This window comes from Citrobacter sp. TBCS-15 (assembly GCF_005280815.1).
GTDB classification, from domain to species: Bacteria; Pseudomonadota; Gammaproteobacteria; order Enterobacterales; family Enterobacteriaceae; genus Citrobacter; species Citrobacter werkmanii.
This window is the reverse complement of record NZ_SZWK01000234.1, coordinates 1-220: the sequence shown is the minus strand read 5'-3', so window position 1 is coordinate 220 and position 220 is coordinate 1. Positions and strand designations below refer to the sequence as shown.

The 220-nt window shown below is 34.1% G+C and carries 1 protein-coding gene; it reads right to left on the bottom strand.

Features of this window, described 5'->3' with window-relative positions; translation table 11 throughout:
- The coding region (locus FDW96_RS12830) for a hypothetical protein (RefSeq protein ID WP_212732902.1) at positions 1-220 on the bottom strand (220 nt) is incomplete at both ends.

The following is a 220-nucleotide window of genomic DNA, read 5'->3' as shown; positions in this document are numbered from 1 at the left end:
CCACTAGTACCGATATTTCTCTTGTCACAGTTAGTGACTACAGTAGAAAGTGAAGGTTGTCCAGAATGGCAAAAGCTTTTTTGAAAAATTCCTTGTTCCCATAGGGAATTAGCATTGATAATTTCTTTTACAGTTGGTAGTATCGGTTCTTTCAATTTGAAATCTTTCATTTCACTCGTTAAGATACTTTGACCACTTTGACCATCAATAACAACTTTTT